This window comes from Psychromonas sp., assembly GCF_047632995.1.
Taxonomy (GTDB): Bacteria; Pseudomonadota; Gammaproteobacteria; order Enterobacterales; family Psychromonadaceae; genus Psychromonas.
This window is the reverse complement of record NZ_JBLIEK010000023.1, coordinates 15,839-33,724: the sequence shown is the minus strand read 5'-3', so window position 1 is coordinate 33,724 and position 17,886 is coordinate 15,839. Positions and strand designations below refer to the sequence as shown.

16 protein-coding genes and 1 tRNA gene are annotated in these 17,886 nt (G+C 40.4%); 15 read left to right on the top strand and 2 right to left on the bottom strand.

Annotated features, from left to right (window positions below; translation table 11 throughout):
* Positions 1-167 precede the first annotated feature (167 nt).
* The 3 genes from prfC to greA all read left to right on the top strand — a co-directional run bounded on the left by prfC (position 168) and on the right by greA (position 3,173).
* Positions 168-1,754, top strand: a complete 1,587-nt coding sequence (gene prfC, locus ACJAT7_RS06170) for a peptide chain release factor 3 (RefSeq protein ID WP_415225929.1) — start codon at positions 168-170, stop codon at positions 1,752-1,754.
* A gap of 98 nt (positions 1,755-1,852) precedes the next feature.
* On the top strand, positions 1,853-2,620 hold the full coding sequence (locus tag ACJAT7_RS06165; protein ID WP_415225928.1) for a TatD family hydrolase: 768 nt from the start codon (positions 1,853-1,855) through the stop codon (positions 2,618-2,620).
* Between the two features lie 73 nt (positions 2,621-2,693).
* Positions 2,694-3,173 carry a transcription elongation factor GreA gene (greA, locus tag ACJAT7_RS06160; RefSeq protein WP_415225927.1) on the top strand — a complete coding sequence of 160 codons (480 nt, stop codon included), beginning with the start codon at positions 2,694-2,696 and terminating at the stop codon, positions 3,171-3,173.
* 328 nt (positions 3,174-3,501) lie between these two features.
* On the opposite strand, the gene yhbY is transcribed toward greA, so the two are convergent.
* Positions 3,502-3,798 (bottom strand): ribosome assembly RNA-binding protein YhbY, encoded by a 297-nt coding sequence (yhbY, locus tag ACJAT7_RS06155; RefSeq protein ID WP_415225926.1) that lies wholly within the window; start codon positions 3,796-3,798, stop codon positions 3,502-3,504.
* Between the two features lie 133 nt (positions 3,799-3,931).
* Here yhbY and rlmE point away from each other — a divergent pair, with 133 nt between their 5' ends.
* The 12 genes from rlmE to ACJAT7_RS06095 all read left to right on the top strand — a co-directional run bounded on the left by rlmE (position 3,932) and on the right by ACJAT7_RS06095 (position 16,137).
* Complete coding sequence (gene rlmE, locus ACJAT7_RS06150) at positions 3,932-4,600, top strand: 23S rRNA (uridine(2552)-2'-O)-methyltransferase RlmE (RefSeq protein WP_415225925.1); 669 nt, start codon at positions 3,932-3,934, stop codon at positions 4,598-4,600.
* Positions 4,601-4,644: 44 nt separating this feature from the next.
* Positions 4,645-6,588, top strand: coding sequence for an ATP-dependent zinc metalloprotease FtsH (gene ftsH / locus ACJAT7_RS06145; RefSeq protein ID WP_415225924.1), 1,944 nt, complete (start codon positions 4,645-4,647; stop codon positions 6,586-6,588).
* A gap of 86 nt (positions 6,589-6,674) precedes the next feature.
* Positions 6,675-7,508 (top strand): dihydropteroate synthase, encoded by an 834-nt coding sequence (gene folP / locus ACJAT7_RS06140; protein ID WP_415225923.1) that lies wholly within the window; start codon positions 6,675-6,677, stop codon positions 7,506-7,508.
* Between the two features lie 20 nt (positions 7,509-7,528).
* Positions 7,529-8,863: a phosphoglucosamine mutase gene (gene glmM, locus ACJAT7_RS06135; RefSeq protein WP_415225939.1), complete on the top strand. Its 1,335-nt coding sequence runs from the start codon at positions 7,529-7,531 to the stop codon at positions 8,861-8,863.
* 196 nt (positions 8,864-9,059) lie between these two features.
* Positions 9,060-9,386: a preprotein translocase subunit SecG gene (secG, locus tag ACJAT7_RS06130; RefSeq protein WP_415225922.1), complete on the top strand. Its 327-nt coding sequence runs from the start codon at positions 9,060-9,062 to the stop codon at positions 9,384-9,386.
* A 10-nt stretch (positions 9,387-9,396) separates the two neighbouring features.
* A tRNA-Leu gene (locus tag ACJAT7_RS06125) sits at positions 9,397-9,481 on the top strand.
* A gap of 271 nt (positions 9,482-9,752) precedes the next feature.
* The gene (rimP, locus tag ACJAT7_RS06120; protein ID WP_415225921.1) at positions 9,753-10,211 is read left to right on the top strand and encodes a ribosome maturation factor RimP; all 459 of its coding nucleotides are present in this window, start codon (positions 9,753-9,755) and stop codon (positions 10,209-10,211) included.
* A gap of 15 nt (positions 10,212-10,226) precedes the next feature.
* Positions 10,227-11,726, top strand: coding sequence for a transcription termination factor NusA (nusA, locus tag ACJAT7_RS06115; protein ID WP_415225920.1), 1,500 nt, complete (start codon positions 10,227-10,229; stop codon positions 11,724-11,726).
* Between the two features lie 22 nt (positions 11,727-11,748).
* Entirely contained in the window at positions 11,749-14,385 is a 2,637-nt protein-coding gene (gene infB / locus ACJAT7_RS06110) for a translation initiation factor IF-2 (protein ID WP_415225919.1), read from the top strand.
* Between the two features lie 135 nt (positions 14,386-14,520).
* Positions 14,521-14,922, top strand: a complete 402-nt coding sequence (gene rbfA / locus ACJAT7_RS06105; RefSeq protein WP_415225938.1) for a 30S ribosome-binding factor RbfA — start codon at positions 14,521-14,523, stop codon at positions 14,920-14,922.
* Positions 14,922-15,854, top strand: a complete 933-nt coding sequence (gene truB, locus ACJAT7_RS06100; RefSeq protein ID WP_415225918.1) for a tRNA pseudouridine(55) synthase TruB — start codon at positions 14,922-14,924, stop codon at positions 15,852-15,854. The genes rbfA and truB overlap by 1 nt, the downstream gene beginning before the upstream one ends.
* A 73-nt stretch (positions 15,855-15,927) precedes the next feature.
* Positions 15,928-16,137: a hypothetical protein gene (locus ACJAT7_RS06095; protein WP_415225917.1), complete on the top strand. Its 210-nt coding sequence runs from the start codon at positions 15,928-15,930 to the stop codon at positions 16,135-16,137.
* Between the two features lie 44 nt (positions 16,138-16,181).
* On the opposite strand, the gene ACJAT7_RS06090 is transcribed toward ACJAT7_RS06095, so the two are convergent.
* The gene (locus ACJAT7_RS06090; protein ID WP_415225916.1) at positions 16,182-17,750 is read right to left on the bottom strand and encodes a putative bifunctional diguanylate cyclase/phosphodiesterase; all 1,569 of its coding nucleotides are present in this window, start codon (positions 17,748-17,750) and stop codon (positions 16,182-16,184) included.
* Positions 17,751-17,886 lie beyond the last annotated feature (136 nt).

Genomic DNA, 17,886 nt, shown 5'->3' with positions numbered 1-17,886 from the left:
TGTTTTTTTTTAAACTGAACATTTAACAAGATATGTTCGTTTATATCTACGCTGATATTAAATGAATTGCTTATCTGAATTTGCTATAGTTGCGCCCATTCGAAAATCGAACCCTATTAAAAATATTATTGTGTACAAAATCGTGTACAAATTAAGAGAATTCTAAAATGGCAGACGCTAAATTCCTAGAAGCAGTCAACTCCAGACGCACATTCGCTATCATCTCTCACCCTGATGCGGGTAAAACTACGATCACTGAAAAAGTACTTTTGTTTGGTAACGCGCTACAAAAAGCCGGTACAGTAAAAGGTAAAAAATCAGGTCAGTTCGCAAAATCTGACTGGATGGAGATGGAAAAAGAGCGTGGTATCTCTATTACTACCTCAGTTATGCAGTTTCCCTATCATAATGCGATAGTTAACCTGCTTGATACTCCGGGGCATGAGGATTTCTCAGAAGATACTTACCGTACTTTAACGGCGGTAGATTCCTGTTTAATGGTGATTGACTCTGCCAAAGGTGTTGAGCAGCGTACCATTAAATTGATGGAAGTAACCCGCCTGCGCGACACGCCGATTATCACCTTTATGAATAAATGTGATCGTGATACTCGCGATCCAATCGATCTGATGGATGAAGTGGAAGATGTATTAAACATCGCCTGTGCACCTATTACCTGGCCTATCGGTATGGGTAAAGAGTTTAAAGGTATTTATCATCTGTTACGTGATGAAATTATTTTATATTCTTCAGGTCAAGGTCATACGATTCAAGAGAGCCGTGTTATTAAGGGGTTGGATAATCCTGAACTTGACGCAGCGTTGCCAATGTTTGCAGCGTCACTGCGTGAAGAATTAGAGTTGGTACTGGGGGCATCGAATAAATTTGATCTTGAACTGTTTTTAAAGGGCGAGTTAACACCTGTCTATTTTGGTACCGCACTGGGTAACTTTGGTGTTGATCATGTATTAGATGGTCTGGTGGAATGGGCGCCAAAACCGCTTTCTCGTCAAGCTAAAGAGCGTATTGTTGAGCCAGTGGAAGAAGAGTTTTCTGGTTTTATCTTTAAAATTCAAGCGAATATGGATCCAAAACACCGTGACCGTATTGCTTTTATGAGAGTGTGCTCCGGTAAATATGAAAAAGGGATGAAGATGTACCATCCCCGTACCGGGAAGATGGTCAGTATTTCAGATGCCGTTACTTTTATGGCGGGCGATAGATCAGCAACTGAAGAAGCTTATCCTGGTGATATTATTGGTTTGCACAACCATGGCACGATTCAAATTGGTGACGCCTTTAGCAGTGGCGAAGAGTTGAAATTTACCGGTATTCCTAATTTTGCTCCGGAGCTGTTCCGCCGTATTCGTTTAAAAGATCCACTTAAACAGAAACAGTTATTAAAAGGGTTGATGCAGCTTTCAGAAGAGGGCGCGGTACAGGTGTTTCGTCCATTGCGTAGTAATGATCTGATTGTTGGCGCCGTTGGCGTATTGCAGTTTGAGGTGGTGGTCCAACGTTTAAAATTAGAATATAAAGTAGAAGCCCTCTATGAGGCGATTAATGTGGCCACCGCTTTATGGGTCGATAGTAATGATCCGCTTAAATTCGCTGAGTTTGAGAAAAAAGCGTACGATAATTTAGCCTTGGACGGTAGTAATAACTTAACCTACGTTGCACCTACTATGGTTAACTTGAACCTTGCCATTGAACGTTACCCTGCGATTAACTTTAGAAAAACCCGCGAGCATTAATTCTCACCTCAGGCATAAATAACGTTTTATGTTTATGCCTGATCTTCTGCTTTTTGACTATCCTATTAATATCTAAGATCTCAACCTTAGGAGCAAAGATGTTTATTGACAGTCATTGCCATTTGGATTTCCCCTGTTTCACGGTGCAACTCGATGCGCTCTTATCACAGCTACAAGAAAAACAGATTATCAAGGTTATTATTCCCGCAACACAGAGAAGTGGCTGGCACGCTATTCAAGCGTTATGTGCGGAGCATGCGCCGTGTTATTACGCTTTAGGTATACACCCACATTTCATTGATAGTCTGCAAGAAGATGATCTGCTCTGTTTGCAGCAGTTGCTTAACCATAGCGACAAAAAACAGGTAGCCGTAGGGGAAATTGGCCTAGATAAATATGCGTCCGCTGATATGGAGCTTCAAGAGTCTATTTTTATTAAGCAATTACAACTCGCACAAAGATTTAATTTGCCTATTATTCTACACGTGGTTAAAAAGCAAAGTCGGGTGCTGGAAATATTAAAAAAGCAGCATTTTACCCTGGGTGGTGTATATCATGCTTTTTCAGGCAGTTACGAGGTTGCTATGGAATTTATTAAATTAGGTTTTAAGATAGGGATTGGTGGGGTGATAACTTATCCAAACTCAACAAAAACGAAACAGACGATCCGTCGATTACCCATAGAATCGTTACTGTTAGAAACAGATGCACCCGATATGCCCCTTTATTTACAGCAAGATGGGTTTAATTCCCCGCTTAATATACCGATAATTTTCGAGTCATTGTGCTTATTAAGAAAGGAGTCTAAAAGTTGTTTAGCTGCACAAATTATTAAAAATACTGAGACCATTTTTCTTAAAGAATGACTAATGGATAAAACAAGGGTAAAATAGTGCCTTATTAAAATACAGCTTATTGCGAATATAAAGGTAATTTTGAATGGTTCAATATCCAATGACAACTAATGGCGCGGGAATCTTACGCTCTGAACTAGAGCAATTAAAAACGGTGACGCGTCCTCAAATTGTTAAAGCAATTGCGGAGGCTCGTGAGCACGGTGACTTAAAAGAAAATGCGGAATACCATGCCGCCCGTGAGCAACAAGGATTTTGTGAAGGTCGTATTCAAGATGTCGAAGCTAAATTGTCCAATGCGCAGATTATTGATATCAGCAAACTGACTAATACCGGCAGAGTGATTTTTGGTACAAGGGTAACTATTGTCAATATTGCCACCGATGAAGAAGTGACTTATCGCATTGTTGGTGATGATGAAGCCGATATTAAGAAAAACTTAATTTCAGTCAGTTCACCTATTGCGCGTGGCTTAATTGGTAAAATGTTAGACGATGAGATTGTGATCCAGACTCCGGGCGGCACAATTGAATATGAAATTATTAATGTGCAATATATTGCATAATATTTAATTGGTCTGATAAAAGAGCCCAGTGAGCACTGGGCTTTTTTATAAGGTTCACAAAAAAGCCCAGTAAAAACTGGGCTTTTTTAAACGAAGCGAAGATAAGTAATATTTATTTATCTATCTGCGGGGTAGTTCAATCTTTTTATTTTCGCTTGGACGGTAGAGAACCACAATGTGACCAATTTTAGTAACATTAAGTGCTTCTGTTGCTCGTACGGTTGGATACAAAATGATTAATGTACAATCTGTGAATCGCTACTATTTAATGGGATTTATAAAAAAGCCCAGTAAGAACTGGGCTTTGATAAGTTAAGCTAAATAATATTTATCTGCGGGGTAGTTCAATCTTTTTATTTTCGCTTGGGCGGTATAGAACTACAATGTGACCAATTTTAGTAACATTAAGTGCTTCTGTTTCACGTACAATCGCATCAATGATTAATTGTTTTACTTCACGATCATCGCTAGCGATTTTTACTTTAATTAATTCGTGGAAGCTTAGTGCGTTCTCTATTTCAGCGAGAACACCTTCAGTTAAGCCATTTTGGCCAAGTAGCACAACAGGTTTTAGACTATGTGCAAGACCTTTTAAGTGTTGCTTTTGTTTGTTTGATAATTTCATGCAAATTTCTTTCATTTAAGGGTTGAAAACAGAGCATTCTACCCTTAATTATTAATCTTTACTATTTTGATTGTTATTTATCCTGTTTATTCATTATAAATAATTGCAGTATGGCAATGTCGAGGAACAATAAATGGGTAAAAAAGTTAATTCGGGTGCATCTAAACCCGGTGTATTGAAAAAAAGTAGCTCGGGAAGCTCTAAGCGTTGGATGCAAGAGCATGTAAACGACTTTTATGTAAAAGAAGCAAATAAAAAAGGGTTACGTTCACGTGCTGTTTTTAAGCTTGAAGAGATTAACAGTAAAGATAAATTAATTCGCTCTGGCATGACAGTTGTAGATTTGGGCGCGGCGCCAGGAAGTTGGTCACAGTGGGCGGTAGATACTGTTGGTATAAAAGGCAAAGTGATTGCTTGTGATATTTTACCCATGGACTCCATTGCGGGGGTAGATTTTTTACAGGGTGATTTCCGTGAAGAGATGGTATTAAATGCTTTATTGAAGCGCATTGGCGATCATAAAGTCGATGTGGTGCTCTCAGATATGGCACCGAATATGAGTGGTAATGCAGCGATGGATCAGCCTAAATCTATGTATCTAGTCGAACTTGCCCTTGATATGTGTCGCTCTGTATTAGTCAAAGAGGGCAGCTTTATCGTCAAAGTCTTTATGGGCGCTGATTTTGATCCATTTATGAAAGAATTGCGTAAATTATTTAAAACCGTTAAAACCCGTAAACCCGATTCATCACGTGCACGATCGCGTGAAGTATATTTAGTAGCGACGGGTTTTAATCTGTAGTAACCTACAATCTAAATTTTATTTCTTAACATGAGGTTTACATCTTGAACGATATGGCAAAGAACCTGATATTGTGGTTAGTCATCGCAGTAGTGCTGATGTCTCTATTCCAAGGTTTTGGAAAAGATGAAGCAAAAAAATCCAAAATAGACTACACAACATTCGTCAAAGAAGTTAACCGAGGACAAATTCAACAAGTCCAAATTAGCGGACAAGAGGTCAAAGGTGTTCGAAGTAATCAAACCAGTTTTGTTACTTACATCCCTGCGCCAGATCTTGATCTGTTGAACGATCTAATCAAAAACAATGTATTAGTTGAAGGCACGCCACCTGAAGAAACAAGTTTCTTAGCTTCTCTTTTTGTTTCCTGGTTCCCTATGTTGCTCTTGATTGGTGTCTGGATTTTCTTCATGCGTAATATGCAAGGAGGAGGTAAAGGTGGTGCAATGTCGTTTGGTAAAAGTAAAGCCAAGTTAATGGGCGAAGACCAAATTAAAACAACTTTTGCTGATGTTGCTGGTTGTGATGAAGCGAAAGAAGATGTCAAAGAGCTTGTTGATTATTTAAAAGATTCAACAAAATTCCAAAGATTAGGCGGGCGTATTCCAACAGGTGCGTTACTAGTTGGCCCACCTGGTACAGGTAAGACATTGTTAGCTAAAGCGATTGCCGGTGAAGCTAAGGTTCCCTTCTTTTCTATTTCAGGATCTGATTTTGTTGAAATGTTTGTCGGTGTTGGTGCATCACGTGTGCGTGACATGTTTGAACAAGCAAAAAAATCAGCGCCTTGTATTATATTTATCGATGAAATTGATGCGGTTGGCCGGCAGCGCGGCGCGGGTGTCGGTGGTGGTAATGATGAACGTGAGCAAACATTAAACCAATTGCTAGTAGAGCTGGATGGTTTTGAAGGTAACGAAGGGGTTATTGTGATCGCTGCGACTAACCGCCCGGATGTACTTGATGCTGCTTTATTACGACCCGGACGTTTTGATCGCCAGGTGGTTGTTTCTTTACCTGATGTCCGCGGCCGTGAGCAAATACTAAATGTACATATGCGCAAAGTGCCACTTAGCGCGGATGTTCAAGCCAGTATACTTGCACGAGGCACGCCCGGGTTTTCTGGGGCAGATCTTGCTAATCTTATCAATGAAGCCGCTCTTTTTGCTGCGCGTAGCAATAAACGCACTGTTGATAAACAAGATTTCGAACAAGCCCGTGATAAAATTTTAATGGGAGCGGAGCGTCGCAGTTTAGTGATGCGTGAAGAAGATAAAGAATCTACCGCTTATCATGAAGCAGGACATGCGATTGTAGCTAGATTAGTACCGCAGCATCATCCTATTCATAAGGTCACAATTATTCCTCGAGGACGCTCTTTAGGTGTTACGCAATTTTTGCCTGAAGGCGATCAGATTAGCCAAAATCGGATTGAGTTGGAAAGTAGTATTGCAGTGGCCTACGGTGGACGAATTGCAGAAGAGATTATTTACGGTCTTGATAAAGTATCTACGGGTGCATCTCAGGATATTAAACAAGCATCAACGATCGCACGTGCTATGGTCACTGAGTGGGGCTTTTCTGAAAAATTAGGGCCAATCTTATTAACAGTTGATGGAAATACACTGCGCTCTAATGTCGTTTCTCATGAAACAGGCAAAATGATTGATGAAGAAGTTAAATTCCTTATTGATAAAAACTATCAACGAGCGCAAAAAATATTAACGGAAAATATTGATATATTACATGCAATGAAAGATGCATTAATGAAATATGAAACGATTGATAGTGAGCAAGTTGCTGATTTAATGGCGCGAATTGACGTGCGTCCGCCAGCAGATTGGACTGATGAAGAGGAACAGGTCGCTAAAGTTCAAATCGTGAAAGAAGCGCCTGAGAATGTAAACGCAGACGCGACAACTGTGGATGATAGCAAGGAACCATTATCATCCACTGAAACAAAAGAAAAAGAAGACGATAAAGAATAAACGAGTGATCAACTCAATTTATTATATAAAAACCTAAGCTTGCTTAGGTTTTTTTATTACTTCCTCTTTTATTGCTGAGAGACAAAATGCAACTGCATAGTAAAAGCAAAATACTCGATTTAACCTCTCCTAAAGTGATGGGCATTTTAAATGTAACGCCGGATTCATTTTCTGACGGTGGTTTTTTTGCCAATATTGATAAAGCACTGCAACAAGCCACAACGATGGTGCAGCAAGGTGCGGCCATTATTGATATTGGCGGCGAATCAACCCGTCCTGGGGCCTGTGATGTTTCAGTGCAAAATGAATTAGATCGCGTTATTCCAATCATTGAAAAGATTCATAAAAATTTAGATTGCTGGATCTCTATCGATACCAGTAAAGCGCAAGTGATGCAGGAAGCGGTTGATGCCGGTGCAGATCTAATTAATGATGTACGCGCCTTGCAGGATCAAGGTGCATTAGGGATTGCAGCTAAATCAGAGGTACCAGTCTGTCTGATGCATATGCAAGGTTTGCCGCGCACGATGCAAAGTGCGCCTGAATATAACAATCTGCTTGAAGAGGTCAAAACCTTTTTATTGCAGCGTGTTAATACTTGTATTGAAGCGGGCATACGCAAAGATAATATTATTTTGGATTTAGGCTTTGGTTTTGGAAAGCAGCTTAAGCATAATTTTCAGCTATTAGCAGCCACTAAAGAGTTTGTTGCATTGGGATATCCGTTGTTGACTGGCGTTTCTAGAAAATCAATGTTTGGTCAATTATTAAATCGTGATATAAATAACCGCTTAGCAGGCAGCCTTGCCGGGGCGTTAATTGCCGTGCAGCAGGGATCGCAAATTATTCGCGTACATGATGTCGCGGAAACGGTTGATGTCATCAGAGTGTTACAAGAAGTTAACTCGTTTAAAGAATAAATTTAAACAAAATTGGATAAATCATGAAAAAGAAATATTTCGGTACAGATGGTATTCGAGGCAAAGTAGGCGCTTCTTTAATTACACCTGAGTTTGCGTTGAAACTGGGTTGGGCGGCAGGCCGTGTGCTTGCTAAATCGGGTTCAAAAAAAGTGCTAATAGGTAAGGACCCCCGTATTTCCGGATATATGTTAGAAGCTGCGCTGCAGGCGGGACTCACCGCGGCAGGTTTACGCCCAGTATTGATGGGGCCAATGCCAACACCCGCGGTTGCTTATTTAACATGTACTTTTCGCGCCACTGCCGGAATCGTTATTAGTGCTTCTCATAACCCCTATTATGATAATGGTATTAAATTTTTCTCCGATCAAGGGATAAAACTTTCTGAAGAAGTTGAACTAGAAATCGAAGCTGAAATTGAAAAAGAATTGATCTGTGTTGAATCAAGTGAGTTAGGTAAAGCCTCGCGCATTGAAGATGCGGCAGGTCGCTACATTGAATTTTGTAAAAGTACTTTCCCCAACAAGTACGATTTAAGAGGTTTAAAAATTGTTGTCGATTGTGCAAATGGTGCAACTTACCATATAGCGCCTTTGGTAATTAATGAACTGGGCGCCAAAGTGATTGCGATGGGTGTTGAACCAAATGGTGTCAATATCAATTTAAATTGTGGTGCAACCAGCATGCAGGCTATTTCTGAACGCGTTGTGCAAGAGAAAGCGGATTTCGGTATCGCTTTTGATGGAGATGGTGATCGTGTGATGATGGTTGATCATACCGGCTACGTATTAGATGGTGATGAACTGTTATATATCATCGCGCGCGATAAATTACGTACAGGTAGGCTCAAAGGTGGGGCTGTCGGGACTAAAATGTCCAATCTAGGTTTAGAGTTAGCTTTAAAAACGCTAGGAATTCCATTTGAGCGTTCAGATGTGGGCGATCGTCATGTTATGGAGTTAATGGTGAAAAACGACTGGTCTATCGGCGCTGAAAACTCAGGTCATGTTATCTGCTCGGAACATCTTGCAACGGGGGATGGTATTGTTTCCGGTCTGCAGGTGATAAGCGCGATGCAGGGCAGCCGTATGACACTGCACGATTTGCGACAAGGGATTAAAAAATTCCCGCAAATACTGATAAATGTGCGTTTTAATAATGAAATAGATCCGTTACAAGATGAGGATGTATTGTCTGAGGTTAAACGCATAGAGGAGTTGCTCGGGGAACGTGGCCGTGTATTACTGCGTAAATCAGGCACCGAACCGGTGTTTAGAGTGATGGTCGAAGCCGATGATAAAGAAGATATTGTTCATGGTTACGCGCAAGCTATAGCAGATAAAGTAAAAGTGTAATTGGCCTCGTTAAAAGAAAGTACAAGCATAATTGTATCTGTTTGTGCTAATTTTGAGCGATTAGGTCGCTGGTTGGCGAAAATATACAAATTATCTGCATATTCCCTTGTGGTTTTGTTGCCTTTTGGGTAATATTCGCACGCTTCTTTAGTGGAGCATAAAGACGTTTTTCTGGAATAAAATTGGATATATTCTTATGTACGAAATACTGTTAGTCGTTTATTTAATTGTTGCAATTATTTTAGTTGGATTTGTACTTATTCAGCAAGGTAAAGGTGCTGGTATGGGTGCATCATTTGGCTCAGGTGCTTCAAATACAGTGTTTGGTGCAAGTGGTGCTGGTAATTTCATGACACGCACAACGGCTTTCCTTGCCGTAATATTTTTTGGGTTAAGCCTCGTCTTAGGTAACCTTTCAACAAATAAAGTATCTGTAAATGATGAATTTTCAGATCTTACTGTTATTGAACAGCCTGTTGAAAAACCTGTTGAAGTCGATACTTCAAACCAAATCCCAGAATAATCTAAATTAAGCGGATATGGTGGAATTGGTAGACACGTAGCCTTGAGGGGGCTATGACTTAGGTCGTGAGAGTTCGAGTCTCTCTATCCGCACCAATTATTTTGTTATTGTTGATAATAGCGATTGATTAGAAATAGTTAACTAGGTATAATCAACGGTATTCGATACCCTCTTTAGAAAAGAGTATCTTGTCCTTTTACGGACAAATTGAATGAAGCTCCAATTTATTGGGGCTTTTTTGTTATTTAGGAAGTTGAAATTGTTTTCAACTTTGAAATATGACAACTTATTTTTGTTTTTAACAAACATAAGTTGTTAATTTAATAGGGCTATATGCCCTTTTTTTGTATCTGAAAGGGGATAGATTTGGCAAGTTTAGAAGAGCGTTTAACAGCAATGTTTAAACCAAATGTTGAAGATCTCGGCTACGAATTAGTCGGTATCGAATATATTCGTGCAGGTAAACATTCAACGCTGCGCGTATATATTGATCATGAAAATGGTATTTTAGTCGATGATTGTGCGGCCGTTAGCCGTGAAATTAGTGCGTTAATGGATGTTGAAGATCCAATTACAAACGAATATACACTGGAAGTATCATCTCCTGGTTTAGAGCGTCCTCTTTTTTCTGCAGATCAATATGCCGCATTTATCGGTTCTGAGGTAAAAGTGCAATTAAGAATGCCAATTCAAAACCGTCGCAGATGGAAAGGTGTTATCGCCTCTGTTGAAGGTGAAATTATTTGCGTAAATGTTGACGGTACAGAAGAGCGTTTTGCATTGAGCAATATCCAAAAAGCGAATATTGTTCCAAAATTTGATTAATTAAGGCGATTACAGATGAATAAAGAGATTTTACTGGTCGTAGAGGCAGTGTCTAACGAAAAAGGGCTTCCACGTGAAGCTATTTTTGAGGCATTAGAAAGCGCTCTATCAATTGCAACTAAAAAGAAATATGACAACGATATAGAGGTACGCGTTGAAATTGATCGTGAAACGGGTCAATTTGAAACTTTCCGTCGTTGGTTAGTACTTGAAAAAGATGCCGAGATGCTGCATCCCTGCAAAGAGATCACCTTTGAAGCTGCTGAATATGATGACCCTGAAATTAAAGTGGGTGAGTATATCGAAGATGAAATCGAATCAGTCACTTTTGACCGTATTACCACGCAAACGGCTAAACAAGTTATTGTACAAAAAGTACGAGAAGCAGAGCGTGCACAGGTTGTTGAGCAATATGCAGAGCAAAAGGGAGAGTTGATCACGGGGGTTGTTAAGCGTATGAACCGTGACAACATCCTACTTGATTTAGGTGGTAATGCTGAAGCGGTTATTTTCCGTGATGAAATGCTACCACGTGAAAATTTCCGTCCGGGTGATCGTTTACGCGGTCTTCTCTATGATGTTCGCCCCGAAGCTCGTGGTGCACAACTGTTTATGACGCGTACTCAACCGGAAATGCTAATAGAGCTATTCCGTTTGGAAGTGCCAGAAATTGCTGAAGAGATGATTGATCTAATGGGCGCGGCTCGCGATCCGGGTTCTCGTGCAAAGATTGCGGTGAAATCTAACGATCAGCGCATCGATCCTGTTGGTGCCTGTGTCGGTATGCGTGGTGCACGAGTGCAAGCTATATCGAGTGAATTAGGTGGCGAACGTGTTGATATTATTTTGTGGGATGAAAATCCCGCACAATTTGCAATCAATGCCATGTCTCCTGCTGAAGTTTTTTCGATTGTTGTTGATGAAGATGCACACAGCATGGATATTGCAGTTGAAGAAGAGAACCTTGCAAAAGCGATAGGCCGGAACGGACAAAATATTCGTTTAGCTTCTCAACTTACAGGTTGGGTGTTAAATGTAATGACAGTGGCAGAGCTAAAAGAGAAACATCAGGCTGAATCTGAGAGTGTTATTACTCTGTTTACTGAGGCACTTGAAATTGATGAAGAGTTTGCTGGCGTATTGGCTTCTGAAGGTTTTAGTTCTTTAGAAGAGATTGCTTACGTACCAATGAGCGAGTTACTCGAAATTGATGGTCTTGATGAAGAGATGGTCGAAGAGTTACGTGGTCGTGCTAAAAACGTATTAGCAACAAAAGCACTTGCACAAGAAGAAAGTTTAGAAGGCACGAAGCCTGCGGCCGATCTACTTGCTCTTGAAGGTTTAGAAGGCCATTTGGCGTACGTACTTGCAAGTAAAGGTATTATTACGCTTGAAAATTTAGCTGAACAAGCTGTCGATGATCTCATCGAAATTGAAGAACTGAACGAAGCAAAAGCAGGGGAGCTGATTATGGCTGCTCGTAACATCTGTTGGTTCAGTGAAGACGCTGAATAAGCATCAGATAGGAGAAATAAGAATGTCAGATATTTTACTACAAGACCTTGCGAGAGAATTAAATAAGTCAGTCGACGTATTGGTTAAACAGTTTACAGATGCAGGTATTAATAAATCAGCATCAGATAAAGTGAGCTTAAAAGAAACAGAAACACTGACTGCGTTTTTACAAAAGCAGCATGGTGGTGATTCTAAAAAGAAAATGACCCTGCAGAGTAAAACAAAATCTACTTTGCATGTTAAAGGTCAGGCGAATGCGATAAATGTTGAAGTACGTAAAAAACGTACTTACGTTAAACGTACTGATAACGAAATAGCAGAATCTAATGCAGCTGAACTCGCGGCTAAGCAAGCTGAAGAAGCAAAGATTCAAGCGCAACTAGAAGCTAAAAAAGCGATTGCTGAACAAGCACACGCTGAAAAGTTAGCGGCTAAAAAATTAGCAGATGAAAAAGCGAAAAAAGCTGCGGTTGCCAACAAAGAAAAGTATGTATCGGTAAAATCAGAAAAAACACCAGAGCAGATTAAGCAGGAGCAAGAAGCTGCTGAGATTCTTAAAAAAGCGGACCATGACGCATTAGTCAAAGCTGAACAAGAAGCTGCACAACAGGTGGAACTGGCCAAAAAGTTAGCAGAAGAAAACTCGGCTCGTTGGGCTGCTGAAGAAGAAGCGCGTAAGAAAGCCGCTGATGCCGACTATCATGTAACTTCATCGGTAGAAGCTCAGGCAGCAGAAGATGCATCTGATTCAAAAGCAGAAGGTCCTTCTCGCCGTAAGAAAAAGAAAAAAGCGCCAGCGCCTGTACAATCTGAAAAAATCCGTCGTGGACGTCGTGGTAAAAAGATGCGACCTAATACGCCGTCGGCCTTGCAACAGGCATTTGAAAAACCGGTTGCACCTGTTGAGCGTGATGTAAAAATTGGTGAAACAATTACGGTTGCGGAGCTGGCTAATAAGATGGCAGTTAAAGCCACCGAAGTTATCAAAGTGATGATGAAAATGGGGGCTATGGCCACTATTAACCAAGTGATTGATCAGGAAACAGCAACGCTTGTTGCTGAAGAGATGGGTCATAAAGTTATTCTAACTAAAGAAAACGAGTTAGAAGAAGCGGTAATGGCTGAAGCGCAACAAGGTGGCGGCGAACGCACATCTCGCGCACCTGTTGTAACTATCATGGGTCATGTTGATCACGGTAAAACTTCACTACTGGATTATATTCGTCGTGCAAAAGTTGCTGACGGAGAAGCGGGTGGTATTACGCAGCATATCGGTGCTTACCATGTACAAACTGATAAAGGGATGATCTCATTTTTAGATACACCCGGACATGCTGCCTTTACCTCAATGCGTTCTCGTGGTGCTAAGGCGACGGATCTTGTGGTATTGGTAGTCGCTGCAGATGATGGTGTTATGCCACAAACTATTGAAGCGATTCAACATGCTAAAGCAGCTAAAGTTCCATTGATTGTTGCTGTTAACAAAATCGATAAAGAAGGTGCCGATTTTGAGCGTGTTAAAAGTGAACTTTCACAGCACAATGTCATTTCTGAAGAATGGGGTGGTGAAAACATCTTTGCTTACGTTTCAGCAAAAGTGGGAACCGGTGTTGATGCGTTACTAGACAGTATTCTTCTTCAAGCTGAAATGTTAGATTTGTCAGCAGTGGCAACCGGTCCTGCATCGGGTGTGGTAATTGAATCTCGTCTTGATAAAGGTCGCGGTCCAGTTGCATCTATCCTGGTTCAACACGGTGAATTAAAGCAGGGCGATATTCTCCTGTGTGGTCTTGAATATGGCCGTGTTCGTGCAATGCGTGATGAGAATGGTCAACCTATTGAAGTGGCGGGCCCTTCTATCCCTGTAGAAGTATTAGGTCTATCGGGCGTACCAATGGCGGGTGATGAAGCCAGCGTTGTTAAAGATGAGAAAAAAGCACGTGAAGTTGCATTATACCGTCAAGGTAAATTCCGTGATATTAAACTCGCTCGTCAACAAAAAGCGAAACTTGATAACATGTTCGCAAATATGGCAGCAGGTGAAGTTTCAGAACTCAATATCGTGCTTAAAGCGGATGTTCAAGGTTCACTCGAAGCTATCTGTGAGTCATTGAACAAACTATCAACTGATGAAGTTAAGGTTAATATCATTGGTCGTGGTGTTGGTGGTATTACTGAAACAGATGCCTCTTTAGCCTCTGCATCGGGTGCAATCGTTATCGGCTTTAATGTACGTGCGGATGCATCTGCACGTAAACTTATCGATAATGAAGGGGTTGATCTGCACTACTACAGTATTATTTATGGCTTGATTGATGAAGTACGTGCGGCAATGAGCGGTTTATTACCACCTGAATTTAGACAAGAGATCACCGGTATTGCAGACGTGCGTGAAGTATTTAAATCTCCTAAAATTGGTGCAATTGCTGGTTGTATGGTGACGGAAGGTATTATCAAACGTAATAACCCGATTCGTGTACTACGTGAAAATATAGTTATTTACGAAGGTGTACTTGAGTCATTGCGTCGCTTTAGAGATGATGTACCTGAAGTACGTAACGGTATTGAGTGTGGTATCGGTGTTAAGAACTACAACGATGTACGCGTAGGCGATCAGATCGAAGTGTTTGAAATAATTGAAGTTAAACGTACTCTATAAGTATAAATTAGCTTTACTGTAAAAAATGGAGGCTTTATGCCTCCATTCGCATTTATATCCAAACTACCTGAATCTGTATCACCAGATAGCTTGGCTATATATAGAATAATCACATTGGTGATTCTGGAGTTACAAATGGCAAAAGAATATAGCCGCTCTTCACGTGTGTCGCAGCAAGTGCAAAAAGAACTGGCACGTATATTACAACAAGAAGTAAAAGATCCGCGCATCGGCATGGTCACTATCTCGGGAGTTGATCTCACACGTGATTTAGCTTATGCAAAGGTATTTGTTACTTTTTTGACTGTTGGTGATCAGACTAACGATGAATCTCTTGAAGGTCTGAATGCTGCTTCTGGTTATATCCGCAGATTATTGGGAAAAGCGATGCAATTGCGTATCGTCCCTGAGGTTCGCTTCTGTTTTGATGAAACATTAACGGAAGGTTTACGCATCTCTGAGTTAGTCAGCGGCGCTATAAAAAGTGATAAGATTAAATCAGCAGAATCAGGTAAAACGGAAGAGGACGAAAAGTAATGGCAAGACGGGGAAAGGGGCGCTCAATAAACGGCATCGTTTTATTAGATAAACCAACAGATATTAGTTCAAATCATGCATTGCAGCGTGTTAAACGTATCTTTTTTGCTAATAAAGCAGGGCATACCGGGGCATTGGATCCGCTTGCAACTGGGATGTTGCCCGTCTGTTTAGGTGAAGCCACAAAATTTTCTCAGTTTTTGCTCGATTCCGATAAACGCTATACTGTTACTGCAACATTAGGTGTGCGCACAACGACCAGCGACTCACAAGGTGAGCTGGTTAGCGAACGGCCAGTTGCAGTTACTCAACAGCAGCTTGATCAGGCGTTAGATACTTTCCGCGGTGAAACTATGCAGGTACCGTCGATGTATTCTGCATTAAAACATAAAGGCCAGCCGCTTTATAAATATGCGCGCGAAGGTATCACCATTGAACGTGACGCGCGGCCGATCACTGTTTATGAAATAAATCAGTTACGTTTTGAAGACAATGAAGTTGATTTAGATATCCACGTCAGTAAGGGCACTTATATTCGTACTATCGTTGACGATTTAGGTGAATTACTCGGTTGTGGTGCACATGTGTCGATGTTACGCCGCACCCAAGTTGCTGATTATCCCTATCAGCGAATGGTCACTATTGATCAGTTGGAAGCGTTAATTGAGCAGGCTAAAGAGTCAGATATCAGTCCTTATGAGCTATTAGATCCGCTTTTATTAGAGATGGACACTGCTGTTAAAAACTTTCCCGAAGTGAATGTCACAGAAGAGATGGGGGACTATGTTTTACATGGTCAGCCTGTGCAGGTATTTGGCGCGCCGAGTGACACTGTTGTGCGCATCACAGTTGGTGATCAACATACCTTTATTGGTGTCGGAGAGATGAATGATGATGGTTTAATCGCACCTAAACGTCTCGCTAATCTGTAAACCTTATTAAAACGGCCCTATTACTAGTTCCCATGCTCTGCGTGGGAATTTAGATGCGCAGCGAGGTAACAAAATGGCTAAATTAGACTTTTCCGCAATTAATAAATCTGCAGCTAACTCATTTAACGAACAGCGCAATTTGATCAAAAAAATAGGTAGAGGTGAAACCGTGCTTTGTGCTACTTGCCAACGCCCCCTTAAATTGAGTGTTTCCGTTACAAGCGAAGTCGGTGTGAGTTGCGAGAAGGGTTGCACGGGTATTAGCCTTGAATTAGAAGATTAAACAGTTTTCCGTAGGCAAGTTACTTCAATATAGATATTCATGTTTTAATTTTCTGTTTGCTGACAATAACCAATAAGCTGATTAATAGGTAACGGTCTGCTGTAATAGTAGCCTTGTAAATAATCACATTTTAAATAAATTAATTGATCTGCAAGTTCTTTTGTTTCAACTCCTTCAGCGACCACTGAACAATTTAACTGGTGTGCTAGGAAAATAAGCGATTTAACAATTGAATAATGGTTTTTTTCTTGTTGCATCAAGGTTACAAAAGAGCGGTCAATCTTAATCTGATGGATAGGTAGTTCTAGGAGCATGGAAAGAGAAGAGTACCCTGTACCAAAATCATCGAGGCTGATTAAAAAACCTTGCTGAGAGAGCCGCAGCAATACCGCTTTAGTGGTAGCCATATCATTCATCGCCGCCGTTTCAGTCACTTCTAAAACCAACTGATGTGGTGAAATTCTGCTTTGTTTAATGAGTTCATCAAGCTGTATTGAAAGATAGTCATCCTGCAGATCTAGAGCTGATAAATTGAGATGGATACAGGCATCAATACTGGTTTGTTTAAGCACCTGCAAGTGTGTACAAATTTCATTTAAAACGAAAAGCGTTATCCATTTAATCAAGTTGTTCTGCTCTGCAATGGGAATAAATTTATCTGGCGGAATGAAGCTTCCTTCTGCTACTGGCCAGCGGATCAGCGCTTCAAAGTGATAGAGGCCACTTGTTTGAATCTTGATTAGTGGTTGGTAATGTACCTCGAATTCTTTCTTCTCAAGGGCGCAGTGTAACTTACTGGATATTTCAAGGTGAGACTGCGCATCACTCTCTAAATTTTCATTATAAATTATATATTCGATCTGTTTCTTTTTCGCCTCACTCATTGCTGCATCTGCCTGCTGTAATAGGAGGGGAACCTGAGTGCAATGTTTTGGGAAGAGGGCGCCACCGATAGAGATACTGATTTTAAGATTATAGCTGTTGATGCTGAAAGGGGATTTGAGTGTCAGATGGATAGTGCGCATTAAATTGCTAATATCTTTATCTGTAACTGCATTCGATATTAGCATGAATTGATCGCCACCGACCCGAGCAATAAAACAGTCGTTAGGTAGTTTTCTTTGAATCACTGATGCTATTTTTATCAGAATCTGATCGGCAAAGCTATGTCCGAGCATATCATTTATCTGTTTGAAGCGATTAATATCTAAAACAAAGACCGAAAAAGGTTTTGCTTGCTCACTTTTTTTGTTAATTACACTTAAAAAATGTTGGCGATTAGCAAGCCCTGTTAGTGAATCGTGAAGTGAATTATATTTTTCTTGATGGGAAATATTATGAATTTTGTTAATACTTTTCTGGCTTAATCTAATAACCATCATAACAAAAATGCCCCCTCCAAATAGAATCAGAGATAGGCTTTTTTCAATAAACGTGGGTGAAGTCTTAGCGTATAAAAAATAAAGGAAAATCAGGTAACCGAAGATAAATAAGATAATAAAAGTCAGTAAAATTTTCCAACCGACATTATTATCTTGTTTGCAGATAAAAATAGTAGGTTTAAGGCTAGAAAGTAAAAAACACACACCTGCTATAATCAGAAATGCGGTCATGTAAGTTAACTTCTCCCATACAATTCATCTGTTTTGTAGTGAATTTTAATTAGATGGCGACTTTATTGGTTATTATTTTAATTGGATGAATGCTTTATTCGTATTGATTAATATACGAGTCTATTCGCATAATATA

Coding starts and splice junctions, on each gene's coding strand:
- ACJAT7_RS06165 (WP_415225928.1), top strand. CDS start 1,853: ATGTTTATTGACAGTCATTGCCATTTGGATTTCCCCTGTTTCACGGTG.
- yhbY (WP_415225926.1), bottom strand. CDS start 3,798: ATGAAATTATCAAACAAACAAAAGCAACACTTAAAAGGTCTTGCACAT.
- truB (WP_415225918.1), top strand. CDS start 14,922: ATGGCAAGACGGGGAAAGGGGCGCTCAATAAACGGCATCGTTTTATTA.
- rlmE (WP_415225925.1), top strand. CDS start 3,932: ATGGGTAAAAAAGTTAATTCGGGTGCATCTAAACCCGGTGTATTGAAA.
- secG (WP_415225922.1), top strand. CDS start 9,060: ATGTACGAAATACTGTTAGTCGTTTATTTAATTGTTGCAATTATTTTA.
- rbfA (WP_415225938.1), top strand. CDS start 14,521: ATGGCAAAAGAATATAGCCGCTCTTCACGTGTGTCGCAGCAAGTGCAA.
- greA (WP_415225927.1), top strand. CDS start 2,694: ATGGTTCAATATCCAATGACAACTAATGGCGCGGGAATCTTACGCTCT.
- ACJAT7_RS06090 (WP_415225916.1), bottom strand. CDS start 17,750: ATGACCGCATTTCTGATTATAGCAGGTGTGTGTTTTTTACTTTCTAGC.
- infB (WP_415225919.1), top strand. CDS start 11,749: ATGTCAGATATTTTACTACAAGACCTTGCGAGAGAATTAAATAAGTCA.
- prfC (WP_415225929.1), top strand. CDS start 168: ATGGCAGACGCTAAATTCCTAGAAGCAGTCAACTCCAGACGCACATTC.
- ACJAT7_RS06095 (WP_415225917.1), top strand. CDS start 15,928: ATGGCTAAATTAGACTTTTCCGCAATTAATAAATCTGCAGCTAACTCA.
- nusA (WP_415225920.1), top strand. CDS start 10,227: ATGAATAAAGAGATTTTACTGGTCGTAGAGGCAGTGTCTAACGAAAAA.
- folP (WP_415225923.1), top strand. CDS start 6,675: ATGCAACTGCATAGTAAAAGCAAAATACTCGATTTAACCTCTCCTAAA.